Here is a 24,562-nt window from a genome sequence, read left to right as displayed (position 1 = left end):
ACCTGCCCCCTTGACAGAAAAGCACCGATCCAGTGCCCCGCCCCACCCACGCCTTGTTGCCATGACAACCCTAGAAGCCAGCGCCAAGAACCCGTCGGCAGATGCCGCCCGCGCCAAACGCCGCCACCAGACCTACTCGCGCTTTGTGCATTGGGTGCGCAAGACCCACGGCTGGATCGGGCTGTGGGGCGCCTTGCTGGGCCTGGTCTTTGGCCTGAGCGGCATCTGGCTGAACCACCGGGCCGTGCTCAAGCTGCCCTTGAACCAGCAGAAAAGCCATGCCCAGATGGCGCTGGCCGACCCGCCCCCCAGCACCCCCGAGGCCATGGGCCAATGGCTGGCCCCCGCGCTGGGCTTCTCGGGCCCGCCCAACAGCGTGCGCATCGACCCCGCCAAAGCCCTGCCCTGGGCCGAAAAAGGCGCCACTCAGGGTGAGGCGCCGCGCCAGCCGGAGCGCTGGGTGTTCAACTTCGGTGGCCCGCACGAGACCGTGCAGGTCGAGTACTGGAAGGGCAACCGCTCCGTCGGCATCAACACCACACAGCACGGCTTCATCGCTGCGCTGACCAATCTGCACAAGGGCACGGGCATGACCGTGCCCTGGATCCTGCTGGTCGACACGATCGCGGGCAGCATGGTCTTTCTGTCGATCTCGGGCGTGATCCTGTGGGTGCAGATGAACCGCCGACGCGCCGTGGGGGTGGGCATCTTCAGTGTCTCGGTGCTGACGGCACTGGGCATGGTCCTGGCCCGCCTGTAAGCCGCCCGGCCCGGCCCGCCAAACGCCCCTCACACAGACAACACCTGCTTCAAACACCCCCATGAACATCGAGCACACCGTCCAGCAGATCCTGATGGACAAATTTCACGTGGAGGGGGCGCTGATCAAGCCCAGCGCCACCTTGCAGGACCTGGGCCTGGATTCCTTGTCGTTGATGGAGTTTGTCTTCGCGCTGGAAGATGCCTTCCAGGTGCGCATTCCCGAGGAACGCGTGGAAAGCGCCAGAGAACGCCTGACGCTGGACGAGCTGAGCACCGTCATCCGCGAGCACCTCGACCGGCCCGCCGCCGCGCAAGGCGCCTAGCCCGGAAGACCCGCTACCTGGCCCGGGCCGGCCACCCTGCCCTGCAGGCTGTTTCAGGGCCTGCCTCGCTCCAAGTCTGAACGCCTTTTCTTTCAGTTTCTCAATGGTGGGCAGACATGAATCCACCCTGGCGAGGCGGGCCCGCTTTTCATCACCCCTTGATCGGGGGCGTCACAGCCCCGGCAAGCCTCGGCGCTGCATCATGTCGCGGCTCATTTCAGCGCTCAAGGCCTCGTTGCACAGGCCACGCGCGCTTGGGTAGGCCAGTTCGTCTTCGGCCTGCAGGTGGGCACGGTACAGGCTGGCAAAGCCCTCGGCCTGCAGCGACTGGCCCTGACCCGCAGCCACCCGTTCAAGCTGTTGGCGCAGCGCCGCCCAGGCCGGGGCCATGGCGCGGTGCTCCTGCTGCAATCGCCCAGCCAGGGCCACCCAGGCCGGGTTGCCGCTGTGCAACAGCAGCGGGAACACATGCCGCTCCTCGTCTTCATGGTGCAGCGGCGCGGCCAGGTCAAAGTAGCGCATCACGTCGCGCGCGGCCTGCGCGGCCTGCGCCGCCTGGCCGTCAGGCCCCTGTTCACGCAGGTGGGCCTGCAGGCGTTCCAGCAGGTCGAGCATGCGCAGCACCTTGTCGTGGCATGCGGCCAGCATCTCGTAAGGGGCCGCATAGCTGGCGTCTGGCCCGGGGCGGCCGGGCAGCAAAGAGGGGTTGGCGAGTCGGACGGTGGCGTTCATGGCGGGCGAAGCAGGTGGCAGATGGTGGCATCACAGGACATCATGCGGCAAACCCTCACCGCGCGACAGCCTTCATGCGCAGGAACAAGCCCCTTCGCACGCACCGGCCGCCTGGGCCATGGCCGGCTCGAACTGCGGAAACAACAGGTTGTTTTCGAGGTGGATGTGCTGGATCAGGTCGTCATGGAACTGCTGCAGCCCGGCATACAGCGCCTGCCAGGTGTTGCAGGCCCCGGGGGGCGGCACCATGTCGTGGGCCAGGGCCAGCATGCGGGCCAGTTCGGCGCCGTGGGACACATGCTCATGGCGCATCATGGCGATCGGTTGCGGTACAAAGGCGTTGCCGCCGGCCTTGAGCATGGGGAACAGCACGTTCTCCTCCTTGGCCATGTGGTCCAGCAGCTCTTGCTCCATGTGCTCCAGGTGCGCGGCCAGGCCGGCCGGAACCTGGGGATGATCACGGTGCACCGCCTCGACCCGGCGTGCCATGCGGATCAGCTCGGGCAGCTGCTCGCGGTGCACCGCGTGAAAACGCTCCAGGATGTGGTCGATGAGGGCCGGCGCCTGCACCGGTGCCGTGGGGGTGTCGTCACGCTGCAGGCCGCCCAGTTCGCGCAGCAGCGCCGCCAGGTCCAGCCCCTTGTCTTGTGCCGCCTGACCCAGGCTGATCTGACCCCCACAGCAAAAGTCGAGCTTGAGGCGGCGGAACACCGCTGTGGCACCCGGCAGTTGTACCGCAATGCGACCCAGGGCCTGGTCAATGAGGGGGTTGGCCGTGGCCTGGGCGGCTGTGGGTTCGAGCTCGGCGGTGTTCATGGAGAGGTCCTTTTTAAATAGATGTATTACTTGCACATCTTAAAAAACAAGAACATGCCTGTCGAATGATTTTTTAAAACCCTGTGCAGATCGGGGCCAGTTGCCGCAACGGCGCCAAGCATTCGGATTTCCGAACACCCATCCGGACGCAGGATTCGGATTTCCGACCAGAAGCCTGCCAGGGGTCCGAAATTTCCCTTTCAAATCAAGCCTCTTGCGCACGGCAAGGACTGGCACGCTCCGTGCAAAACAGAAGGCGGCTGCGCCTGGCGTGGCCCTGAATTTCCTGGAGACAAGAACTGACCCGATTCGCGCAGCGCCCCCTTCAACGGGTGGCCGGGCGTGGGCTGGGTGCGGCCTGGTCGACAGGGACTTCCGCCCCCTCGGACGACAGATCGCATCCATCGGAAAACAACATGAAACTCAATCGCTTGACCACCCTGGTCATCCTGGCCATGGTCCTGGGCGTGCTGGTCGGCTATGCCTGCCATGAATATGCCCCCAGCCCCGAAGCCGCGAAAGACATCGCGGGCTACTTCAGCATCCTGACCGACATCTTCCTGCGCATGATCAAGATGATCATTGCGCCGCTGGTTTTTGCCACGCTGGCCGCCGGGCTGGCCAACATGGGTGACTCGAAGGCCGTGGGCCGCATCGGCACCCGCGCCGTGGGCTGGTTTCTGAGCGCCTCGCTGGTCTCGCTGCTGCTGGGCCTGGTGATTGCCAACCTGCTGCAGCCCGGCGCCGCCTTGAGCGTGCCGCTGCCCGATGCGGGCACGAGCACCCAGCTCAAGACCGGATCGCTCAACCTCAAAGAGTTCATCACCCAGGTGTTCCCCAAGAGCATCGTCGAGTCGATGGCCAGCAACTCGATCCTGCAGATCCTGGTGTTCTCGCTGTTCTTCGGTCTGGCCCTGGGGCACCTGCACAACCAGGCCGCCCGTTCGCTGGTGGCCACCCTCGATGAGGTGGTGCACGTGATGCTCAAGGTCACCGATTACGTGATGCGCTTTGCCCCCGTGGGCGTGTTCGGTGCCGTGGCCGGCGCCATCACCACCCAGGGCATTGGCATGCTGAGCGTGTTCGGCCGCTTCATGCTGAGCTTCTACCTGGCCCTGGCCGCCCTGTGGTTGGTGTTGATCGCCGCAGGCTACCTGGTGCTGGGCCGCGATGTGTTCCGCCTGGTCAAGCTGGTGCGCACACCGATGCTGATCGGCTTCTCGACCGCCAGCAGCGAATCGGTCTACCCCAAGCTGATGGAACAGCTCGAAAAGTTTGGCGTGAGCCCGCGCGTGACCGGCTTCGTGCTGCCGCTGGGCTATTCGTTCAACCTCGACGGCTCGATGATCTACACCACCTTCGCGGCCATCTTCATCGCCCAGGCCTACGGCATCGACATGCCGCTGAGCGCGCAGATCACCATGCTGCTGGTGCTGATGGTGTCGAGCAAGGGCATTGCCGGGGTGCCGCGCGCCTCGCTGGTGGTGGTGGCCGCCGTGCTGCCGATGTTCAAGCTGCCTGAAGCGGGCGTGCTGCTGATCCTGGGCATCGACCACTTCCTGGACATGGGGCGCACCATGACCAACGTGCTGGGCAACGCGATCGCCACCGCCGTGGTGGCCAAGTGGGAAGGCGCCATCTCGCCCGTGGACCCGGCCCTGGCCGAAGCCGAAGAAGCGCTGCCGGTGGAAGGTGACGACAGCGCCGTGGCCGCCCGCGCCTGAGGCCCTCCAGCCCCCGGGGGCTGGCGGCACTGCTACCATCTCCGTCAGCCGCCCATGCCTCCAAAGTTTCTCTTTAGCACCTTTGCACGCCACCTGCAGCGTGCACCGCGCTTTGCCCCCATCCTGTTGCTGCTGCTGGCCCTGATGGGCCTGAGCAGCCTGGGTGCCTACCAGATGGCGCAGCGCCTGGGCCTGGCCGAGATCCAGGCCACCGGCCTGCACAGGCTGGACCTGTATGCCGCCAGCCTGGAGCGCGAGATCGGCAAATACGCCTTCCTGCCCGGCACCCTGGAGCTGCAGGCCGAGGTGCTGGACCTGCTGGCCCACCCGGCTGGCCAGAAGCCGCCGAACAAGGTCAATGCCTACCTGGAGCAGCTCAACGACCGGGCCGGCACCCTGGCCATCTATGTGATCAACCCCCAGGGCCTGGTGCTGGCCACCAGCAACTGGCGCCGCGCCGACAGCTACCTGGGTGAGAACCTGTCGTTTCGCCCGTATTTCCGCGATGCCGTGGCCCAGGGCAGCGGTCGCTTCTTCGGCATCGGCACCACCCGGGGTGAACCGGGCTACTACCTGGCCTCGACCCTGGTCGATGCCCGCGGCACCCAGGGCATTGCCGTGATCAAGGTCAGCCTGGACCAGCTCGAACAATCCTGGACCACGGTGGAGGCCCCGGTGCTGGTCAGCGACGAGAACGGCGTGGTCATCCTGGGCTCGGTGCCCGACTGGAAGTTCACCACCCTGCGCACGCTGGACGAGGCCACGGCCAAGGCCTTCGACCAGACCCAGCAGTACAACCGCCGCGCCCTGAAGCCCCTGGGCCTGCGTGAGCTGCGCGAGCTGGACCACGGCGCCCGCCTGGTCAGCATCGCCAAAGAGCGCCCCGAGATGGTCTCGGTCTACCCTGTGGCCGGCCGCTTTCTGGCGCAGTCGCGGGCCTTGCCCGGCACCCCCTGGACCCTGACCGTGCTCTCGCACCTGGAGCAGGTCGACGAGATTGCCCAAAGCCACGCCCTGATCGCCCTCATCGGTGCGGCGTTGCTGTTCGTGCTGGGCCTGATGCTCAACGAACGCCGCCGCCACCTGAAAGACCGGCTGGCCGCGCGCGAGGCCCTGCAGGCCGCCCACGACGAGCTGGAGCGCAAGGTGGAGCAGCGCACCGCCGATCTGTGGGCCAGCAACCACCGACTGCAGGCCGAGGTGACGGAGCGCACCCGCACCGAGGCCAACCTGCGTGCAGCCCAGGACGAGCTGGTGCAGGCCGGCAAGCTGGCCGCCATCGGCCAGCTGTCCACCGGCATCGCGCACGAGCTGAACCAGCCCCTGACCGCGCTGCGCACCCTGTCGGGCAACAGCCTGCGATTTCTGGAGCGCGGCGACCTGGCCACCACCCGCACCAACCTCGAACGCATGGCCCAGTTGGCCGACCGCATGGGCCGCATCACCGGGCAACTGCGCTCGTTCGCCCACAAGTCGCCCGTGGCCAGCCGCCCTGTGCCGCTGGACCAGGCGGTGGCCAATGCCCTGGCCGTGCTCGAAGGCCGAATCGCCGAAAGCCAGGCCGTCATCCAGTGCCCTGCCAGCAGCCCCTGCCCGGTGGCCCTGTGCGATGGCAACCGGCTGGAGCAGGTGTTGATCAACCTGATCGGCAATGCGCTCGATGCGGTTCACGCCCCCGAGCGACCGCGCATCGACATCCGCTGTAGCCAGCAGGCCGACCGGGTGCAGGTACAGGTGCGCGACCACGGCCCCGGCCTGGCCGAGGCCGTGCGGGCCCACCTGTTCGAACCCTTCTTCACCACCAAGGAAGCCGGCGTGGGCCTGGGCCTGGGCCTGGCCCTGTCGGCCGGCATCGTGCGCGAGTTCCAGGGCAGCCTGAGCGGAGCCAACCACCCCGAGGGCGGCGCCGTGTTCACCCTGGAACTGCCCAGAGCCCCCGACGAGCCCTCTGACACAATGAGCCCCCCTCATGACTGACGCCCTCAAAGTCCTGATCATCGAAGACGACCCCGACATCGTGCTGGGTTGCGAGCAGGCCCTGCAACTCGAAGGCATTGCCTGCGACAGCGTGGGCAGCGCCGAGGCGGCGCGCAAGCGCCTGGGGCCCGACTTTGCCGGCATCGTGGTCAGCGACATCCGTCTGCCGCGCTGCGACGGGCTGACCTTCATGCGCGAATTGATGGCCCTGGACCCCGAGCTGCCCGTGGTCCTGATCACCGGCCACGGCGACATTGCCATGGCCGTGCAGGCCATGAAAGATGGCGCCCACGATTTCATCCAGAAGCCCTTCGCCCCCGAGTACCTGGTGAGTGCCGTGCGCCGCGCGCTGGAGAAGCGGCGCCTGGTGCTGGAGGTGCGCGAGCTGCGCCGCCAACTGGCCCAGCGCGACACCATCGAAGGCCAATTGCTGGGCCAGGCACCCGGCATGCAGCGCCTGCGCCAGATGCTGGCGGGCCTGGCCAGCAGCGCGGCCGATGTGCTGATCCAGGGCGAGACCGGCACCGGCAAAGAGCTGGTGGCGCGCTGCCTGCACGAGGCCAGCCCGCGCCGCCAGGGCCATTTTGTGGCCATCAACTGCGGTGGCCTGCCCGACACCTTGTTCGACAGCGAGATGTTCGGCCACGAGGCCGGGGCCTACACCGGTGCGGCCAAGAAACGCATCGGCAAGATCGAACACGCCAACGGCGGCACCCTGTTCCTCGACGAGATCGAGAGCATGCCGCTGGGCATGCAGATCAAGCTGCTGCGCGTGCTGCAGGAGCGCACGCTGGAGCGCCTGGGCTCCAACACGCTGATCCCCATCGACTGCCGCGTGATCGCCGCCACCAAGACCGACCTGCTGGCCCTGGCCGACCAGGGCCGCTTCCGGGCCGACCTGTACTACCGGCTGAGTGTGGCCACCGTGGCCCTGCCGCCGCTGCGCGAGCGGCGTGAAGACATTCCCTTGTTGTTTGAGCACTTTGCGCTGCAAGGTGCCGCCCGGCACCAGCGCCCGGCCCCCGAGACCAGCGCCGAGCGCATGCGCCAGCTCATGGCCTACCCCTGGCCCGGCAATGTGCGTGAGCTGCGCAACGTGGCCGAGCGCTGCGTGCTGGGCATCGAGGGGGGCTCGCCACCGTTCTCAGGCACCACCGGCGCAGCCAAGGCCCAGCCCTTGGCCGGCACGGTCGAAGCCTTTGAACGGGCCCTGATTGCGGACGCCCTGCGCCGCCATGGCGGCAGCCTGGCGCGCAGCGCCGAAGCCCTGGGCGTGGCCAAGACCACCTTGCACGACAAGATCCGAAAGCACGGGCTGGATCAGGGCAGCGTCTGAGCCCACGCCAGGCGGGCCCAGCGTGCTCATTGCTCTCAGTGCGCTCAGTGCGCCTACCGCTGCAGCGCCTGTGCCATCTCCTTGACGATCTTCACCAGGGCCATCAGGTTGAAGGGCTTGATCAGGTACTCGTCGGCGCCGGCCTCGAAACCCTCGTAATGGTGGTCCAGGCGCTCGCGGGCACTGACGATGATGATCTTGGGTTGCGGGCCGCCCTTGGCGCGGATGGCCCGGCACACGTCGAAGCCGCTCAGCCCGCCGGGCATCATCACGTCCAGCAAGATGATGTCCGGCTTTTTCTGCTCCCAGAGGGCCAAGGCCTGGGGGCCATCGCAAGCCTCGTACACGTCCGCAGCCACACTTTCTGTGGCCATGCGCAAGAGCTGGCGGATGTCTTCCTGGTCGTCGACGATCAGCAGTTTGATCATTTTCCCGCCTCGCTGTTGGCGTGATGGCTTCAGGTCGCAGAACCACGCGTTGCACATGTCCGCGCCTCAACCAGCAGGCAGGCGCAGGGGAGTCGATTATCCACGCCAGCGCAGGCACCCCACTGGGTGCGTGCAGCGTTGACTCAGAACGACTCCCAGTCTTCATTGGCCCCGGCAGTGGCCTTGGCCGAGCTGGTCAGCGCCGGGCTGGGCGCCTTGGCCAGGCTGGGCTGCTTGGCGGCGGCCTTGGGCAGGGGTGCAATGACCGGTGCCTTGCTGAACTGACGCGATGGCAGCGGTGCCGCGCTGGCCAGCCCCACCCGGCTGGGCTGGCCGTCGATCTTGAACACCGACACCAGCTCGGCCAGGCGCTGAGACTGGTTCTTCAGACTGTCGGCGGCCGCCGCGCTCTCTTCGACCAGCGCCGCGTTCTGCTGCGTCACCTGATCGAGCTGGTTCACCGCATCGCCGATCTGGCTGATGCCGCTGCTCTGCTCCATCGAGGCGCTGGAGATCTCATTGATCAGTTGGCTCACGCGCTTGACCTGGTTCACGATGCCTTCCATGCTCTGGCCGGCCTCATCGACCAAGGTGGTGCCGTTCTCCACCTTCTCGACACTGGCGCCGATCAGGCTCTTGATCTCCTTGGCCGCCTCTGCTGAACGACCAGCCAGGCTGCGCACCTCGCTGGCCACCACGGCAAAGCCACGGCCTTGCTCACCGGCACGGGCCGCCTCCACAGCGGCGTTCAGTGCGAGGATGTTGGTCTGGAACGCAATGCCGTCAATCACGCCGATGATGTCCGAGATCTTCTTTGACGAGGCCGAGATGTCCTGCATGGTGGCCACCACCCGGCCCACCACGGCGCCCCCCTGTTCTGCGGCATGGGTGGCCTCTGTCGCCAGGCGGTTGGCCTGCTGGGCCGTGTCGGCATTGGTCTTGACGGTGCTGTTGAGCTCTTCCATCGAGGCCGCCGTCTCTTCGAGGTTGCTGGCCTGCTGCTCGGTGCGCTGGCTCAGATCGGCGTTGCCGGTGGCAATCTCGGCCGAGCCGGTGGCGATGCTGTCGCTGCTCAGGCGCACCTGCCCCACGATGTCGACCAGGCGGTCGTTCATGTGCTGCAAGGCACGCAGCAGATCGGCCGGCTCGTCGCGTCCCTGGATGTCGAACTTCGAGGTCAGGTCGCCCTGGGCCACCGCCTCGGCCACCGTCACGCCGGTGATCAGAGGCTGGGTGATGGAGCGCGTGACCGCCACGGCCAGCACGGCCCCCATCAGCACGGCGATGACGATCACGCCGCCCGACACCATCAAGGCCTGCTGGTAGCTGACGGCGGCGGCGGCCGTTGACTTGTCGGCGCCATCGATGTTGATGTCCACGCTCTTGCCAACATAGGTCGTCAATTCGGCGAAAGCTTGAGAGGTTTCACCGATAGACAGCTTGCGGGCCTCGATGATGTCGGCCTCCGAGCCCTCGGCCAACTGCATCTGCTTCGTGTCCAGAGCCTTGTACTTTTCCAAACTGCTCTTGATCTTCTCAAAGCCTTGACTCTCCTCTTGGGTGGCGATGAGCGACTCATACAGTGCCAGCAATTTAGGGAGCTTGTTTTGTAGATCACCATCGTGTCGCTGCCGTTGTGCCAGCTTTCCCTCTGGCGAGATTTCCAGGATGTGCCTCTGACTGGCGCGACGGATGTCGTTGAGCGTGGCCCGGATATCGCCCAACACCTTCACGCTGGGCAGCCAGTTGGTGCCCAAATCCTTGGCATAGAAGTTGGCCTGGCTGGTCTGGTACATGCCAAAGCCCCCCAGCAGGGTCAGCAGCAGCAACACGGCGGCGAATGCCAGGCCCAGTCGGGCGCCAATCTTCAGTTGTCTCAGGGTGTTCATGATGGCCTCGGTCAGTCAATGGAATGTTCAAAAATCACACTGCATCATATCTATGAAACCATGATAAGCAAGCATTAGTATCATTTAAATTGATTTTTTAGATACTTTCCTGTCAAGGAAAACACCAATAAAAGCGTTTATTGGCAGTTTAATCTATCAAAATAGCTTTTTTGTCATTTTTGTTTTTCATAAGAACAAAACCAGCTCCGCCGCTTTGCCATCGGCTGGATCGGCGACCATCAGGGCTGCACCAGCCACCGATTCCCAAGCACCCATGAACGCCCCCACCCACCTCTACCTCGCCGGCTTTGACGTGTTCCGCCCCAATGCCGCCGAACACGGCCAGGCTCTGCAGCAGCTGTGCCGCCAGCACGGCTTTGTGGGCCACTACCCCACCGACCCCAGCCCGCCACCCGATCTGCAGGGCCCGGCATTGGCCCACTGGATACTGCAGAGCAACCTGGCCGCCATCCGGCAGGCCGATGCGGTGCTGGCCAACCTCAATCCCTTTCGGGGGCTGGAGCCCGACTCAGGCACCGCCTTTGAAGTGGGCTTTGCCCACGCCCTGGGCAAGCCCGTGTGGGCCTATGTGGATGACGACCGCACGCTGCTGCAACGTGTGCCCCACGAGGCTGGGCCCGATGGCCGGCTTTACGACGCCCAGGGCTACCAGGTGGAAGACTTCGGCCTGCCACTCAACCTGATGCTGGCCTGCAGCGTGCGACTGGTGCGCGGCGATGCGGCGGCCTGCCTGCAGGCCATGGCAGCGGACAGGACGGCACCGCCCTGATGAGGCCAACGCACAGCGCATCTCGATATGCGGAAATCGCGCTTCGCCCAAGGCACGGCTCAGGCTGCAATACCGGTTTGCCTGACGCCCAGGCCCACCACCCAACACCCGCATCCGAGTACCCGCCATGCCTCACATCCGCCGCACCGCCCCGACACGCTTGGCCCCACACGCCCCCACCCGCCGCCTGATCGGGCTGGGCGCCTTGCTGCTGCCCCTGTTCCTGAGCGCCCTGCCCGCCACTGCGGCGGCCACCGATCTGAGCGTGGGCTTCATGCCCGGGCCCTACCGCGACGCCTTCAGCAAGGGCATCGAGCCGCTGCTCAAGAAGCAGGGCTACAACATCCGCTATGTCGAATTCAGCCAGGGCGTGCAGCCCAACGACGCGGTGGAGCGCGGCCAGATCGACGCCAACATCTTCCAGCACACGCTGTACCTCGAGTCGACCAACAAAAGCCAGGGCTTTGACCTGGTGCCCATCGTGAACGTGCCCACGCCGCCCATGGGCTTGTACTCGGCCCGGCACAAGAGCCTGGCCGCCGTGCCCAACGGCGCCACCGTCACGCTGCCGGCCGACCCGGTGAACGCGGCCCGTGCCCTCAACATACTGGCCGGCCTGGGCTGGGTTCAGCTCAAGCCCGGCGTCAACCCGACCAGCGTGTCGGAGCGCGATGTGGTGGCCAACCCCAAGCAGCTCAAGCTGGTGCCCCTGGACGCTGCCCAGGCACCGCGCTCGCTGGCCGATGCCGATCTGGCCGCCGTGCAGGGCAACTTCGCCATCGCCTCGGGCCTCAAGCTGACCGAAGCGCTCAAACTCGAGGACATGACCCAGCCCTATGTGAACGTGGTGGCCGTCAAACGCAGCAACCAGAACGCGAAGTTCGCCAAGGACATCGTGGCCGCCTACCAGTCGGCCGAGTTCCAGCAGTTCTTCCGCGCCAACCCGCAATGGGCGGGTTACCGCCTGCCCGACTACTTCAGCAAATAAGCCTCCCCCGACCCCGGGCATGCGCGCATCGACAGATGCCGCAGCCCGGTTTACGCTGGTGCCCAAAGCCGGCCCCCTCTGCCCCCCCGCACCCGATTCATGACCCTCATCCCCCCGCCCGAAGCCCATACAAGCCAGAACCCCGCCTTGAACCAGGCCCTGCAGACGGCCGACACCCTGGCACGCCAGTTCGCCACCACCGCAGCCCAGCGCGATCTGGCGGGCGGCACGCCCAAGGCCGAGCGCGATGCGCTGCGGGCCAGCGGCCTGCTGGCCCTGTCGGTGCCCACTGAGTTCGGGGGCCTGGGCGCCGACTGGCGCACCACCCTGGGCGTGGTGCGGCGCCTGGCCCAGGCCGACAGCTCGCTGGCCCATGTGTTCGGCTTTCACCACCTGATGCTGGCCACGGTGCGTCTGTTTGCCGAGCCCGCCCAATGGCAGCCATGGCTGAGCCAGACCGTGCAGCAGCGCTGGTTCTGGGGCAATGCCCTGAACCCGCTGGACAAGCGCACCACCGTGCAACACCACACGGGCTGGCACAGCTTCTCGGGCCGAAAGAGCTTTTGCTCGGGCTCGGCCGATTCCGACATGCTGATCGCCTCAGCCCTGGACGAAGCCTCGGGCAAGCTGCTGATCGCCGCCCTGCCCACCGCACGCGCCGGCATCACCCTGCACGGCGACTGGGACAACATGGGCCAGCGCCAGACCGACAGCGGCAGCGTCACCTTCGACCAGGTGCGTATCGAAGTGCACGAGCTGCTGCTCAAGCCCGGCCCACTCAGCACGCCCCAGGCCTGCCTGCGGCCGCTGTTGGCGCAACTGATCTTCAGCCACATGTTCCTCGGCGTGGCCGAGGGCGCTTTTGAAGAGGCACGCCGCTTCACCCGCACCGAGTCGCGCCCCTGGTTCAAGTCGGGCGTCAGCGAAGCCGGGCAAGACCCCTACGTGCTGGCCCACTATGGCGAGTTCTGGGTGGGCCTGGAAAGCAGCCGCCTGCTGGTCGAGCGGGCCGCCGCCCTGTTCGATGCGGCCTGGCAGCAGGGTGATCAGCTCACGGCCGAGCAACGGGGCCAGGTGGCTGTAGCCGTGTCCACCGCCAAGGTGGCCAGCAGCCGCCATGGGCTGGACCTGAGCAGCCGCCTGTTCGAGGTGACCGGCGCCCGCGCCACCCAGGGCGCCCTGCGCCTGGACCGCTTCTGGCGCAACCTGCGCACGCAAAGCCTGCACGACCCCATTGACTACAAACTCAATGAACTGGGCCAATGGGCGCTGAATGAGCAGCTGCCGCCGCCCAGCTTCTACTCCTGAAGCGCCCCTGGACCAAGCCCGACGCAGCGACTATGGATATGCGAAACGCGTCTGACCACCAGGCGGCATCGACCCTTGTGGCCTCTTAAGATGACTGCGTTGAGGCTTTGCAGCCGCAACACCCAAAACGTTCTCAGGGCGGGGTGAAAGTCCCCACCGGCGGTGATGGCGGCACAGCCCGCACAAGCCCGCGAGCGCCCGGCCACCACCGCGTGGCCGGGGTCAGCAGACCCGGTGTGATTCCGGGGCCGACGGTCACAGTCCGGAGTGAAGAGAACACGTGCCTCATGGCGACCTGCCCCCGCAAAGGGCCGGCGCGGGGAGGTGCGCGTGCGCCCTGATGCCCGTGAACCCACAACCTGCATCAGCCCGAGCACCGCACCCTCGCCAACGACCATGAGCCTGACCGACCTCTCCATTCCCCCTCTTGACGGCGCCTCCACCCTGGGCCCGATCGAATTGCCTGCCAATGCCCGCTTTGCCTTCATCGAGGCCGCCTGGCATGCCGACATCGTGCAGCAGGCCCGCCTGGCCTTCATTGCCGAGCTGGGCGAACACGGCGTGCCCGCCCACGCGATCGACGTGATCCGCGTTCCCGGCGCCTTCGAGATCCCCTTGCAGGCCCAACGCCTGGCCCGCAGTGGCCGCTACAGCGCCATCGCAGGCTGCGCCCTGGTGGTGGACGGCGGCATCTACCGCCACGACTTCGTGGCCCAGACCGTGGTCCAGGCCCTGATGACGGTGCAACTTGAAACCAACGTGCCGGTGATCTCGGCCGTGCTCACGCCGCACCACTTCCATGAGCACGTGGAGCACCGCAAGTACTTCCACCGCCACTTCAGCATCAAGGGCAAGGAAGCCGCCCGCGCCGCCCTTGAAGTGGTGGGCAGCGTGCAGCGGCTGGCGCTGGCGGCCTGACGCCCTTCAGCGGCCCCCCGCAAACAGACAGCCAGCCATGGACCCAGGGCAACTTGCAACCACCAACCAACTAGGTTAGATTTCTTGCATGGAGAAATCGACGCCGCACTGCAAGTTGGCAACCGTCCGAGCCCTGGTTTCGGCAGGCCAAGTCCGCACAACCCAGTCGGCCAGGCTAGGGGCAACGGCACTGGGCTTGACGTTCTCCGACATGCTGGCCGTGATCATGGCGCTGACGCCGGCCGATTTTTACAAGAGCATGACCACCCATGCCGATCACACGATTTGGCAGGACGTGTACCGCCCCAGCACGCAGGCGGGCGCCGTCTACCTGAAATTGACGGTCATGAATGACGTGCTGATCGTGTCTTTCAAGGAGCTATGAACATGAAATGCCCTGTTTGCGGCGCAGCAGAACTGATCCACGACACGCGCGACCTAGCCTACACCTACAAAGGCGAAAACACGGTGATTCCCGCAGTCACGGCCGAATTTTGCCCTGCTTGTGGCGAGTCCATCACTGACTCGGCAGAAACCGAGCGCGTCATGCGCGAAATGCAAGCGTTCAACAAGCAGGTGAACGCAGCCATTGTTGACCCGGCTTTCATCGTGCGTGTGCGCAAGAAGCTCAACCTCGGCCAACGCGAGGCCGCGGAAATCTTTGGTGGTGGCATCAATGCCTTTTCGCGCTACGAGAACGGAAAGACCAAGCCCCCTCTGGCCTTGGTCAAGCTGCTCAAACTGCTGGATCGACACCCCGACCTCTTCAATGAGGTCATGAGTCCTTGACCCCAAACATCTGTTGTCCGCCTTTCAAGGTCATTGGCAGGCAGGAATGAACTGGCTTCCCGAGACCCGCACAGCGGTGGGTGAAGGCTGTCTTCCCCCGGCTCAGAACGCCGGGATCACCCCGCCGGCGTAGGTCTTGATGATGAAATCACGCACCTCGTCGGTCTGGTAGGCCTTCACCAGCTGACGCACCCAGGGCTGGTCCTTGTCCTGCTCGCGCACGGCGATCGGGCAGGCATAGGGGCCGTCCTTGTCTTCCACCAGCAGGCTGTCGCGCACCGGGTTCAGGCCGGCCTTGTTCGCGTAGTCGGCATTGATGGCCGACGCGTCGGTGTCGTCCAGCGTGCGTGGCAGCTGGGCCGCATCGATCTCCAGCAGTTTGAGCTGTCGCGGGTTCTCGATTACGTCACGCGGCGTGGCGTTGACCCCGGCCACCGGATCGATGCCGGGCTTGAGCTTGAGCAGGCCGGCCTTCTGCAACAGCAGCAACACCCGGCTTTCGTTGGCCGGGTCGTTCGGGATGGCCACGGTGGCGCCCACGGGCAGGTCCTTGAGGCTTTTGTACTTCTTTGAGTAGATCGCGATCGGCCCGATCCAGGTGGCGCCAAAGCCCACCAGCTTGTAGCCGCGGGCTCGGATCTGCGCGGCCAGGAAGGGGCGGTGCTGGTAGCTGTTGGCGTCCAGGTCCCCCGCGTCCAGCGCGGCGTTGGGGCGCACGTAGTCGGTGAAGGGCACGATCTCGATCTTCAGGCCGTAGTCACGCTCGGCCACCTTGCGCACCACCTCGAACACCTGCTCATGCGGCCCGGTGGTCACGCCCACCTTGAGCACCTTGGTGCTGCCCGGGGCCTCCTTGGGGGCGGCGTGGACAGCGGCACCCCACACGCCGAAACCGGCCAGGGCCAGACTTTGCTGCAACCAGCGGCGGCGCGCCTCGATGGAGGCTTGGACAGAGGAAAAAGACAGTGGATTCGTCATGAAGGGCTCCGGGTGTCGGTGTGGGTCAGAAGAAAAGACGCTCAAAACGCAGCGCCTGATCGCTTGAACTGCTTCAGCGCCGGTAGGCCAGGCCGGGGTGGCGGGCATTCAGATGCGGCCCCTGCCCAAACAGCTTGTGACGCAGCGGCCCTTCGGCGTACTGCGTCTTGTAGACGCCCCGGCTCTGCAGCTCAGGCACCACCAGGTCGATGAAGTCGGCAAAGCTCTCGGGGTACACGGTGCGCGCCAGGTTGAAGCCGTCGATGCCGGTGTCGGCCACCCACTGCTGCAACTGATCGGCCACCTGCTGCGGGTCGCCCACCACCGTCATGTAGCGGCCGCCCAGGGCCAGGTCCTCGCGCAGGTCGCGCAAGGTGTAATCGAGCCGGCCACCGCTAAGGCGCGAAATGGTGTTTTCGATGCCGTTGCTGGGCTTTTGCTGGATCAGCGGGGTGTCGTCGGCATAGGCCGAGAAATCGATGCCCGAGGTGGCGGCCAGGTGCAGGATGCCGGCCTCGGGGTTGGCGTAGCGGCGGTACTCCTCGAACTTCTCGCGCGCCTGGCGCTCGGTGGGGGCCACCACCACGGTCAGGCCCATGAACACTTTCACGTCGTCCGGCGCACGGCCGGCGCGGGGCAGCTCTTCACGCAACTGCTGCACCAGCCGGCGTGTGCTGTCGCGGTCCTGGATGGACACGAACACGCACTCGGCGTGCCGGGCCGCAAAGCGCAGCCCACGCCCCGAGCTGCCGGCCTGGAACAGCACCGGCGTGCGCTGCAGCGAAGGCTCGCACAGGTGGTAGCCCTGAGACTGGAAATACCGACCCTGGTGCTGCACCTGGTGCACCCGGGCCGGGTCGGCAAACACACGGGCTGTCTTGTCGCGACGTACCGCGCCCTCTTCCCAGCTGCCCTCCCACAGCTTGTAGAGCAACTCCAGGTATTCGTCGGCCCGGTCGTAGCGCTCGTCATGCGGCAGTTGCTGGGGCGAGCCCATGGCGCGCGCCGCGCTGTCCAGGTAGCCGGTGACGATGTTCCAGCCCACCCGCCCCTGGCTCAGGTGATCCAGCGTGGAATAGCGGCGCGCCAGCAGATAGGGCGTCTCGTAGCTCAGGTTGGCGGTGATGCCAAAACCCAGGTGCTGGGTGGCGCCGGCCATGGCCGACACCAGCAGGGCCGGGTCGTTGATGGGCCATTGCACCGATTCACGCAGCGTCAGATCGGCCGACTGCTGGTAGCTGTCGTACACGCCCAGGATGTCGGCGATGAACAGCCCGTCAAACAGGCCGCGTTCCAGCAGGCGCGCCTGCTCCACCCAGTAGGCCAGGGTGTTGTATTGCGTGGAGGTGTCGCGCGGGTGGGTCCACAACCCATGGTTGATGTGGCCCACGCTGTTCATGTTGAAGGCGTTGAGCAGCAGGTGTTTGGCTTGGGTCATGGTGAGGGGGTTCAAAAGGGGGCGGTGCGCAGCGGGTCGCTGGGGGCTGCGCCCGCTTGCTAGGTATGAAAGAGGTCGCGCGGCCTCAGCCCCGGGCTCGACCCCGACTCAGGCGAGGGTTCAAGGCGGCATGCAGCACATCGCTGAGCAGGTTCAGCGACAACACCGTCAGCACCACGGCCAGCCCGGGCAGGGCCGTCATGTACCAGCCGGTGCGCAAGGCATCGCGGCCCAGGCCGATCATCGAACCCCAGCTGACGACATTCGGGTCGCCCAGGCCCAGGAACGACAGCCCCGCCTCCGACAGGATGGCGTTGGCCACCAGCAAGGCAGTGGAGACGATCACCGGGGTCCAGGCGTTGGGCAGGATCTCGCGGAAGATCAGGTGCAGGTCACCGGCGCCCAGGGCCACGCTGGCCTTCACGAACTCACGCTCGCGCAGGGTCAGGAACTCGGCCCGCACCAGGCGCGCCACCCCGGTCCACGAGGTCACCCCCAGCGCGAACACAATGGTGCCCAAGGTGGGCTTGAGCACGGCCACCAGGATGATGGCCAGCAAGAAGGCCGGAATGGTCTGGAAGAACTCCGTGATGCGGCTCAGCACCGCATCCACGCGCCCCCGGTAGAAGCCCGACACGGCGCCCACCAGCACCCCGATCACCACCGCGATCAGGGCCGACGAGAAGCCCACCAACAGAGACACCCGCGCCCCATGGGCCAGGCCGGCCGCCAGATCGCGCCCCATCAGATCGGTGCCCAGCGGGGTGTCGGCCTGGCGGCCGGGCCACACATAGGGCGCGCCCACCATGTCCAGCGGGTCGCCGGGGTACAGGTGGCCGGCCAGCAGGGCGGCCAGCCCCACCAGCAGCAGCAAGCTGGCGCCCAGCCAGGCCGCAGGTTGCAGATACCAGGCTTTCATGCGGGAACTCCTTGCGCCGGGGCCCGGCGCGTCACACGGATGCGCGGGTCCAGCCGCGCCTGCAGCACATCGACCAGCGCGTTCACCAGCACCACCAGCACGCCGCTGAACAGCAGCACGCCCAGCAGCACCGGCAGGTCACGGCTCTTGATGGCCTCGAACGACAGCTGCCCCAGACCAGGCCAGGCAAACACCGTCTCCACCACAATCGAGCCGCCCAGCAGCGCACTGCTTTGCAGGCCCAGCATGGTCAGCACCGGCAGCAGCGCATGGCGCAGGGCATGCCGCCACACCACGGTGCGCTCTGGCGCCCCCTTGGCACGGGCGGTGCGCACAAAGTCTTCGGCCAGGCTTTCGATCATGGCCACCCGCGTCAGGCGCACGTACACGGCCAGGTAATAGATGCTCAGCGTGAGCGCCGGCAGCACCAGGTGCCAGGCCTGGTCCAGCAACAGCCGCCAGCCCTGGTAGCCGGCGCTGATGTCACGCACCCCGGCAATCGGAAACCACTCGAGCCGCACGCCAAACAGCACGATCAGCATCAGCGCCGTCCAGAACATGGGGGCCGAGTAACCCAGGGTGGCGGCCGAAGAGATCAGCGCATCGGCCAGGCCATGCGGCCGCCGCGCCGCCGCCACGCCCAGCAACACCCCCACCAGCACCGACACCGTGAGCGCCACGCCCACCAGCGACAGCGTGGCCGGCAGGCGCTGCAGCACCAGGGCCAGCACCGGCTCACCAAAACGGAACGAGTAGCCCAGGTCGCCCTGCAGCACACGCCCCACATAGCTCAGCAACTGGGCCGGCGCACTGCGCTCCAGACCGTAGAGCTGGCGCAGCTCGGCCACGTACTCGGCCGACACGCTGCCGCTTTCGCTGGCAATCACGTCCACCAGGTCACCGGGCAAGGCCTTGAGCAGGGCAAAGTTCAGCACCGCCGTGGCCAGCACCACGCCCAGCAACTGCAGCGCACGCCACAGGATTCGTTGCAACATCGCAGGCCTCGGCTTACTTCTTGGGCTCCAGCCACACGTGGGCGAAGTTGTTCTGGCTGTGGTCAAAGGTGTCGGTCACGTTGCGCAGGCGCTTGTCCCACACACCAAACCAGCGGAACTCGAACAGGTTGAGCAGGGCCAGGTCTTTTTGCGCCAGCTTCTGGAAGTCCTGGTACAGGTGCACGCGCTTGGCCGCATCGCGCTCGACCTGGGCCGCCTCGAGCAGGCGATCGGCCTCAGCACTGGCGTAGCCCGAGGCGTTCTGCCACGGCGTGCCCTTGGATTCGGCCTTGGACCAATAGTGCTGCTCCACGCCCAGCTGCGGGTCTTGCCAGTTGATGCCCCAGGAACTGACCAGCTGGTAGTTGTAGTCGGCAAACACGTTCTTGGTCCAGGTCGGCAGGTCCTGGCTGCGCAGGGTCACGTCGATGCCGACGGCCCGCAGGGCCTGGCGCACGTACTCGCCGGTGCGGCGGTAGTCGTCGCCAAAGGGGATGAAGTCGTGGTCCAGCTTGAAGCGCCAGCCATCGGCCTTCTTGGGGTAGCCCGCCTCGTCCAGCAGGGCCTCGGCCTTCTTGCGGTCAAACGGGTACTGCTGGGTGTCGGCGGTGTAGAAGGTCTTGAGCAGGGATGACACCGGGCCGGTGGCGGGTGCGGCATAGCCGCCCCACACCGTCTTGACCAGGGCCTGGCGGTCGATGGCGTGCAAGATGGCCTGACGCACCTTGAGCTTGCCCAGGATCGGGTCGCGCAGGTTGGGGATCAGCCACAGCCAGCCGGCAAAGCCGTTGTAGCCCTCGGTGCTCACCACCAGGTTGGGCGAAGCGGCCAGGCGGTCGGCGTCGGCAAAGGTCACCGGGTTGCGCTCACCGTACTGGATGGCGCCGGTCTCCAGCGCGGCGGCACGGCCGGCCACGTCGGGGATGATCTTGAAGGTCAGCTTGTCCAGGTAGGGCAGGCCGGGCTGCCAGTACTTGTCGAAGCGCTCCAGCGCAATGTGGCTGCCGCGCTGCCATTCCTTGAACACAAAGGGCCCGGTACCCACCGGCTTGTTGTTGTAGGGGTTGTTCGGGATGTCGGTGCCCTCGTACAGGTGCTTGGGCAGGATGGGCGATCCCACCACGTCGAGCGCGTTGACGATCACCGGCGTGGGCTTGGCCAGGGTCAGCACCACGGTGTGGGCGTCCGGCGTCTCCACCTTGGTCAGGTGCTGGAACACGCGGCGCGCCACCGGCGCGTACTTGCGCCACACCTCTTCGGCCGAGAACTTCACATCGGCCGAGGTGAAGGGCTTGCCGTCATGCCACAGCACGTTCTTGCGCAGCTTCAGGCGCACGGTCAGGCCATCGGGCGAGACCTCGATGCTTTCGGCCAATTGAGGGCGCGGCTTCAGGTCGGGGCCGTAGTCGAACAGGCCATCAAAGATCTTGCTCACCACGGTGCGGCCCGGGGTCGAGGTGTTGATGAAGAAGGCCAGGGTAGGCGGCTCGGGGTGCACCACGGCCTCCAGCACGCCGCCGCGCTGGGCGCCCTGCTCTGTGTTGGGCAGGGCCTGCGTCAAGGCCAGGGCCGGCGTGGCCAGGGTGCCGAGGGCACCTGCGGCAGACAAGGCCAGCATGCCGTGCAGGGCATGACGACGGGAGCCGTGGGCCAGGCCGGTCAGGCCTGCCAGGAAAGGATTCAACGCGGATTTCATGGTGTCTTGCTTGTGTAGGAGTGGGTCAAAGAAATGAATGGGATCACGTGCCTGAGCTGGCTCGCGTCGGCCAACGCGTCAGGCCCGTGCCTGCAGCCGGTCGCTCGATGGGTCGGCCGCAGCCCCTGGCACCGAGGCCAGCAGGCGCTGCGTGTAGGGGTGGCGCGTCTCCTGCCAGAAGCCGGGGTGGGCCCCGCTGTCCACCACCTGGCCGGCCTGCATCACCAGCACGCGGTCGGCGATGTAGCGCACCACGGCGATGTCGTGCGAGATGAACAGGTACGACAGGCCGTACTCGGCCTTCAGGTCCACCAGCAGGTTCAGCACCTGGGCCTGCACCGAGACATCGAGTGCCGAGACCGGCTCATCGCAGATCACCAGCTCGGGCCTCAGCACCAGGGCACGGGCGATGCCGATGCGCTGGCGCTGGCCGCCCGAAAATTCATGCGGGTAGCGCCGGCGGGCCGTGGCCGGCAGGCCCACGTCCGACAGGATCGCGTCAATGCGGCGGTCGCGCTCACGGGCCGGCTGCACCCCGTGCAGGCGCAGCGCGTGGCCCAGGATGTCCTCCACCCGCTGGCGCGGGTTCAGCGAGCTGAAAGGGTCCTGGAAGATCATCTGGATGCGGCGCCGCCAGGGCAGCAGCTCGCGCGGCGACAGGCCCAACAGGTCCAGTCCCTGCCAGCGCACCTGGCCCGATTCGGCCGCCACCAGTTGCACCAGTGCCCGCGACAGCGAGGATTTGCCACAGCCCGACTCGCCCACCAGGCCCAGCGTCTCGCCCGCAGCGATCTGCAGACTGACACCCTGCACGGCGGCCGTGCCGCCCCGGCCCGCGTAGCGCACGGTCAGGTCTTGCACCTCCAGCAAGGCCGGCGCCGCCACGGGCAGGGCCTGCACCGGGCGGGCAGGCGGGCGCACCACGCGAAAGCCGCCCTCGGCATCCTGACGGATCTCGGCCAGGCGGGTGTCCCGGTAGTGGGGAACCTGGCTGCCATGCAGCGAGGCCGCCAGCAAGCCCCGGGTGTAGGCATGGTGGGGCCGGGCCAGCACCTCGGCCACGGGGCCTTCCTCCAGCTTCAGGCCGGCGTGCATCACGGCCACCCGATCGGCCCACTGGGCCACCAGGCCCAGGTCGTGGGTGATCAGCAGCACCGCCATGCCCAGCTCACGGCGCAGGCCATCGATCAGGGCCAGGATCTCGGCCTGGATGGTGGCGTCGAGCGCGGTGGTGGGCTCGTCGGCAATCAACAGACGGGGCCGGCACGCGACGGCGATGGCAATCATCACGCGCTGGCGTTGCCCGCCCGAGAGTTGATGCGGGTAGTCGTCGTAGCGCTGGGCCGGCTCGGGCAGACGCACCTGGGCCAGCAAGGCCAGTACGCGCTCACGCAGGGCGGCGGGCGGCAGCCGCTCGTGCAGGCGCACCGCCTCGGCCACCTGCTGCCCGATGCTCTGCAAGGGGTTCAGCGAGGTCATGGGCTCCTGGAAGATCATGCCCACTTCGCGCCCGCGCACCGAGCTCAAGGCCGACTCGGGCAAGGCCAGCAGATCGCGCCCCTGCAACCACAAGCGGCCCCTGCTGCGGGCCTGGGGACCCAGCAGGCGCAGCACGGCCAGCGCCGTGGTCGACTTGCCGCAGCCCGACTCACCCACCAGCGCCAACATCTCGCCCGCGGCCACCTGCAGGTCCAGGCCGCGCACGGCGATGTGCTCACCAAAACTCACCGTGAGCTGTTCGATGCGCAAGACCTCAGGGGCGGCTTCAGGCCGCCCCGTGAGCTCGGGGGCCTCGACGGACTCGAGCAGCACGGCACTCATGCGGCAGGCCCACCCAGGGCAGGCCATGCGCCACGCAAGGTTGCAGAAAAAACAGACGACAAAGATTCAAGCATGCCGGCATTGGAGTGCCCGGCCCCCACGCCAACAACAAATGGATTCGCATTTGTTAAGAAGAAATTGTTCCGCATGCCGGCACCGATGCGCCTCACACTCACGCGTCGGCGCAGGCTGAGGCTTCATGCCGCCGCTGCGGCGCCTTCACCCCTGCCTCGTTGCCACCCACTCCATTGCGAAACCCATGTCCATTGCCCACCCACCCCTCGCTACTCTGAGCGCCGAGCGCACCCGTGAATGGCTCAACGACGGCCAGGAGGTGGCCCTGCTGGACCTGCGCGAGGCCGGCCAGTTTGGTGAAGGCCACCCCTTTTTTGCCATTCCCCTGCCCTACAGCCGACTGGAGTTGGACGCGCGCCGCCTGCTGCCCCGCTTCGACGTGCGCGTGGTGCTGCTGGACAGTGGCGACGGCGTGGCCGAGCGGGGCGCCCGCCGCCTGCAGGCCCTGGGCTACACCCAGGTGCATGTGCTGCAGGGCGGCGCGCCCGCCTGGGCCGCCGCGGGCTACACCTTGTTCCAGGGCGTGAACCTGCCCTCCAAGACCTTTGGCGAACTGGTGGAGGCCCATTACCACACGCCCCACATCTCGGCCACCGAGCTGCACCGCCGTCAGCAGGCCGGCGAAGCCCTGGTGCTGCTCGATGGCCGCACGCTGGCCGAGCACCGCAAGATGACCATCCCGGGTGCAGTGTCGCTGCCCAACGGCGAACTGGCGGCCCATTGGGCCCGCCAGGTGCCTGACGCCAGCACCCCGGTGGTGGTGCATTGCGCCGGCCGCACACGCAGCATCATCGGTGCCGAGATCCTGCGCCACCTGGGCCTGCCCAACCCGGTGCTGGCCCTGGAGAACGGCACCCAGGGCTGGGCCCTGGCCGGCCTCACGTTGGAGCACGGCAGCCAGCGCCAGGTGCAAGGCCCGGTGAACCCCGACCCCGCAGCCCAGGCGGCCGCCCGGCGCGATGCCCAGGCCGCCGGCGCCCCCCATCTGAGCGTGGCCCAGGCCCAGGCCTGGCTCGACGACGCCGGCCGCAGCACCTATGTGCTCGATGTGCGCAGCGAGGCCGAGTACCGGGCCGGCACCCTGGCGGGCGCCCGCCATGCCCCCGGCGGGCAACTGCTGCAGGCCACCGACCAGAGCGTGGCCGTGCGCCGCAGCCGCGTGCTGCTGCTGGACCACGAGGACGTGCGTGCCCCGGTGATCGCGGCCTGGTTGCGCCGCATGGGCTATGAAGCCGCCACGGTGGAAGGCGGCATCCATGCCGCACTCACCCTGCGCCAAGCCGGCGACTGGGCGCCACCCGCCGGGCACAGAGTCACCGCCCACGCCCTGCCGGACTGGACGAGCCAACACCAGCCCGCCCTGATCGACGTGCAGGCCTCAATGGCCTACCGCCAACAACACGCTGCCGGGGCCCGCTGGGCCGTGCGGCCCTCGCTGGCCCAGGCGGCGCCGCCCGAGCCCGCCCTGCCCGTGCTGGTGCTGGCACCCAGCGCCGAGCTGGCCCAACTGGCCGCGGCCGACTTGAGCGAGGCCGGCTGGACGCAGGTGCACTGGGCGCTGCAGGCCGACTGGCTGGCCGCCGGCCTGCCCACCGAGGCCACACCGGACAGCCCGAGCGACGCCGAAGCCATCGACTACCTGTTCTTTGTGCACGACCGCCACGACGGCAATCTGGAGGCAGCCCGCCGCTACCTGGCCTGGGAGACCGGGCTGATCGCGCAATGCCAGCCCGATGAACTGGCCGGGTTCCAGCTCGACTGAGCGCCCTGTTCACGAACAGGTCGATCTGCATAACCTTAGTTGAAACAGTTCCTTGGCAGCCGCTGGGGGGTGAAGGCACCATCGCTCCCCCTTTGTTG

General features: G+C 66.9%; 22 protein-coding genes and 1 riboswitch. Of the genes, 12 read left to right on the top strand and 10 right to left on the bottom strand.

Annotated features, from left to right (window positions below):
• The first annotated feature begins 61 nt into the window (after positions 1-61).
• Both L880_RS0102555 and L880_RS0102550 read left to right on the top strand, forming a co-directional pair.
• A complete protein-coding gene (locus L880_RS0102555) occupies positions 62-760 on the top strand; it encodes a PepSY-associated TM helix domain-containing protein (protein ID WP_027474327.1) in 699 nt (232 codons plus the stop codon).
• Between the two features lie 61 nt (positions 761-821).
• On the top strand, positions 822-1,085 hold the full coding sequence (locus L880_RS0102550; RefSeq protein WP_027474326.1) for an acyl carrier protein: 264 nt from the start codon (positions 822-824) through the stop codon (positions 1,083-1,085).
• 171 nt (positions 1,086-1,256) lie between these two features.
• Here L880_RS0102550 and L880_RS0102545 read toward each other — a convergent pair whose 3' ends face one another.
• Positions 1,257-1,817, bottom strand: a complete 561-nt coding sequence (locus L880_RS0102545; RefSeq protein WP_043328121.1) for a hemerythrin domain-containing protein — start codon at positions 1,815-1,817, stop codon at positions 1,257-1,259.
• Between the two features lie 72 nt (positions 1,818-1,889).
• Positions 1,890-2,633 (bottom strand): iron-sulfur cluster repair protein YtfE, encoded by a 744-nt coding sequence (gene ytfE, locus L880_RS0102540; protein WP_027474324.1) that lies wholly within the window; start codon positions 2,631-2,633, stop codon positions 1,890-1,892.
• Positions 2,634-3,049: 416 nt separating this feature from the next.
• Between ytfE and L880_RS0102535 the strand changes: the two genes are divergently transcribed.
• The 3 genes from L880_RS0102535 to L880_RS0102525 all read left to right on the top strand — a co-directional run bounded on the left by L880_RS0102535 (position 3,050) and on the right by L880_RS0102525 (position 7,670).
• Positions 3,050-4,357, top strand: coding sequence for a dicarboxylate/amino acid:cation symporter (locus L880_RS0102535; protein WP_027474323.1), 1,308 nt, complete (start codon positions 3,050-3,052; stop codon positions 4,355-4,357).
• A gap of 144 nt (positions 4,358-4,501) precedes the next feature.
• Complete coding sequence (locus tag L880_RS0102530) at positions 4,502-6,334, top strand: sensor histidine kinase (RefSeq protein ID WP_051443010.1); 1,833 nt, start codon at positions 4,502-4,504, stop codon at positions 6,332-6,334.
• Entirely contained in the window at positions 6,327-7,670 is a 1,344-nt protein-coding gene (locus L880_RS0102525) for a sigma-54-dependent transcriptional regulator (RefSeq protein ID WP_027474321.1), read from the top strand. The genes L880_RS0102530 and L880_RS0102525 overlap by 8 nt, the downstream gene beginning before the upstream one ends.
• A gap of 53 nt (positions 7,671-7,723) precedes the next feature.
• Here L880_RS0102525 and L880_RS0102520 read toward each other — a convergent pair whose 3' ends face one another.
• Together L880_RS0102520 and L880_RS0102515 are read right to left on the bottom strand one after the other, a co-directional pair.
• Positions 7,724-8,098: a response regulator transcription factor gene (locus L880_RS0102520; RefSeq protein ID WP_027474320.1), complete on the bottom strand. Its 375-nt coding sequence runs from the start codon at positions 8,096-8,098 to the stop codon at positions 7,724-7,726.
• A gap of 143 nt (positions 8,099-8,241) precedes the next feature.
• The gene (locus L880_RS0102515) at positions 8,242-9,987 is read right to left on the bottom strand and encodes a methyl-accepting chemotaxis protein (protein ID WP_027474319.1); all 1,746 of its coding nucleotides are present in this window, start codon (positions 9,985-9,987) and stop codon (positions 8,242-8,244) included.
• Positions 9,988-10,261: 274 nt separating this feature from the next.
• On the opposite strand from L880_RS0102515, the gene L880_RS0102510 reads away from it, so the two are divergent.
• From L880_RS0102510 to L880_RS0102485, 6 genes are all read left to right on the top strand, one after another.
• Positions 10,262-10,777 carry a nucleoside 2-deoxyribosyltransferase gene (locus tag L880_RS0102510; RefSeq protein ID WP_027474318.1) on the top strand — a complete coding sequence of 172 codons (516 nt, stop codon included), beginning with the start codon at positions 10,262-10,264 and terminating at the stop codon, positions 10,775-10,777.
• 127 nt (positions 10,778-10,904) lie between these two features.
• Positions 10,905-11,765, top strand: coding sequence for a MetQ/NlpA family ABC transporter substrate-binding protein (locus L880_RS0102505; protein ID WP_027474317.1), 861 nt, complete (start codon positions 10,905-10,907; stop codon positions 11,763-11,765).
• Positions 11,766-11,864: 99 nt separating this feature from the next.
• Positions 11,865-13,073 carry an acyl-CoA dehydrogenase family protein gene (locus L880_RS0102500; RefSeq protein ID WP_051442974.1) on the top strand — a complete coding sequence of 403 codons (1,209 nt, stop codon included), beginning with the start codon at positions 11,865-11,867 and terminating at the stop codon, positions 13,071-13,073.
• 125 nt (positions 13,074-13,198) lie between these two features.
• Positions 13,199-13,355: riboswitch (FMN riboswitch) on the top strand.
• Between the two features lie 114 nt (positions 13,356-13,469).
• Positions 13,470-13,991 (top strand): 6,7-dimethyl-8-ribityllumazine synthase, encoded by a 522-nt coding sequence (locus L880_RS0102495; protein WP_019577315.1) that lies wholly within the window; start codon positions 13,470-13,472, stop codon positions 13,989-13,991.
• A gap of 88 nt (positions 13,992-14,079) precedes the next feature.
• Complete coding sequence (locus tag L880_RS0102490) at positions 14,080-14,376, top strand: type II toxin-antitoxin system MqsR family toxin (RefSeq protein ID WP_027474314.1); 297 nt, start codon at positions 14,080-14,082, stop codon at positions 14,374-14,376.
• A 2-nt stretch (positions 14,377-14,378) separates the two neighbouring features.
• Positions 14,379-14,780: a type II toxin-antitoxin system MqsA family antitoxin gene (locus tag L880_RS0102485; RefSeq protein WP_027474313.1), complete on the top strand. Its 402-nt coding sequence runs from the start codon at positions 14,379-14,381 to the stop codon at positions 14,778-14,780.
• Positions 14,781-14,882: 102 nt separating this feature from the next.
• Here the strand turns inward: L880_RS0102485 and L880_RS0102480 are convergent, their stop codons facing one another.
• From L880_RS0102480 to L880_RS0102455, 6 genes are all read right to left on the bottom strand, one after another.
• Entirely contained in the window at positions 14,883-15,758 is an 876-nt protein-coding gene (locus L880_RS0102480; protein ID WP_027474312.1) for a MetQ/NlpA family ABC transporter substrate-binding protein, read from the bottom strand.
• 73 nt (positions 15,759-15,831) lie between these two features.
• Positions 15,832-17,196, bottom strand: a complete 1,365-nt coding sequence (locus L880_RS0102475; RefSeq protein WP_027474311.1) for an LLM class flavin-dependent oxidoreductase — start codon at positions 17,194-17,196, stop codon at positions 15,832-15,834.
• 85 nt (positions 17,197-17,281) lie between these two features.
• Entirely contained in the window at positions 17,282-18,115 is an 834-nt protein-coding gene (locus L880_RS0102470; protein ID WP_019577318.1) for an ABC transporter permease, read from the bottom strand.
• Positions 18,112-19,110: an ABC transporter permease gene (locus tag L880_RS31395; RefSeq protein WP_043328118.1), complete on the bottom strand. Its 999-nt coding sequence runs from the start codon at positions 19,108-19,110 to the stop codon at positions 18,112-18,114. Before L880_RS31395 ends, L880_RS0102470 begins: the two co-directional genes overlap by 4 nt.
• Positions 19,111-19,123: 13 nt before the next feature.
• On the bottom strand, positions 19,124-20,806 hold the full coding sequence (locus L880_RS0102460; RefSeq protein WP_027474310.1) for an ABC transporter substrate-binding protein: 1,683 nt from the start codon (positions 20,804-20,806) through the stop codon (positions 19,124-19,126).
• A gap of 78 nt (positions 20,807-20,884) precedes the next feature.
• Entirely contained in the window at positions 20,885-22,627 is a 1,743-nt protein-coding gene (locus tag L880_RS0102455; protein ID WP_245614884.1) for an ABC transporter ATP-binding protein, read from the bottom strand.
• A gap of 259 nt (positions 22,628-22,886) precedes the next feature.
• Between L880_RS0102455 and L880_RS0102450 the strand changes: the two genes are divergently transcribed.
• Positions 22,887-24,464 (top strand): rhodanese-like domain-containing protein, encoded by a 1,578-nt coding sequence (locus tag L880_RS0102450; RefSeq protein ID WP_027474308.1) that lies wholly within the window; start codon positions 22,887-22,889, stop codon positions 24,462-24,464.
• Positions 24,465-24,562: the final 98 nt, after the last annotated feature.

This window comes from Curvibacter gracilis ATCC BAA-807, assembly GCF_000518645.1.
Classification (GTDB): Bacteria; Pseudomonadota; Gammaproteobacteria; order Burkholderiales; family Burkholderiaceae_C; genus Curvibacter; species Curvibacter gracilis.
The sequence above is the reverse complement of the archived record's forward strand: the minus strand, read 5'-3'. Positions and strand labels throughout refer to the sequence as shown.